The following is a 617-nucleotide window of genomic DNA, read 5'->3' as shown; positions in this document are numbered from 1 at the left end:
CGTCCTGGCAGCGGGCGCTCGCCGCGGACCGGCCGTTCGTCCTGGACTTCCGGGTGGACCCGGCCGTGCCGCCGATCCCGCCGCACGCGACGCTGGACCAGATCGAGGCCGCCGCGGCCTCCCTGGTCAAGGGCGACAGCGACCGAGGCGCGGTGCTGCGGCAGGGGCTGAAGGCCAAGGTGCAGGAGATGCTGCCGGGCGGTCACGACTGACGCCGACCCACCCGGGCCGGTCCCGCGGGCGCTCCCGAGCGCCCGCGGGGCCGGTGGTCAGCGGGACCGACGGCCAGCGGAGCCAAGGGCCAGCGGGACCGGTGGTCACGGGCGGCCCGGCTGGTCGCGGTCGTCCCCCTCGTCCCGCGCGGCGTCGCCCCGGTCGGTGTCGGGAGCCAGCTCGTACAGCAGTTGCTTACTCTCCACCAGCAGGGCGCCGCTGACCGTGGTCGGCCCGAAGCGGTGGTGCCGGAAGTCGTCGACGAACTGGTCGTACAGGGCCCAGGCCCGGTCGCGGCCGCGCCGCGCCTCCGCCTGATCGGGCCGCTCCCCGCGCAGCGAGCGCTCGGCGACGGCGCACAGGCTGGCCACCTCGGCGACGAGATCGGCGTACCGGCTCAGGAA

Annotated in this window: 1 protein-coding gene and 1 pseudogene; one reads left to right on the top strand and one right to left on the bottom strand. The window is 76.5% G+C overall.

Features of this window, described 5'->3' with window-relative positions; translation table 11 throughout:
* Window positions 1-212: pseudogene (locus KUM32_RS41660) on the top strand (thiamine pyrophosphate-requiring protein); the annotation flags it as partial.
* A gap of 105 nt (window positions 213-317) precedes the next feature.
* Here the strand turns inward: KUM32_RS41660 and KUM32_RS41655 are convergent.
* The coding region (locus tag KUM32_RS41655) for a hypothetical protein (RefSeq protein ID WP_217146822.1) at window positions 318-617 on the bottom strand (300 nt) is incomplete at its 5' end.

Source organism: Streptomyces sp. AC627_RSS907, assembly GCF_019049165.1.
This window is presented reverse-complemented; position numbering and strand designations above follow the sequence as displayed.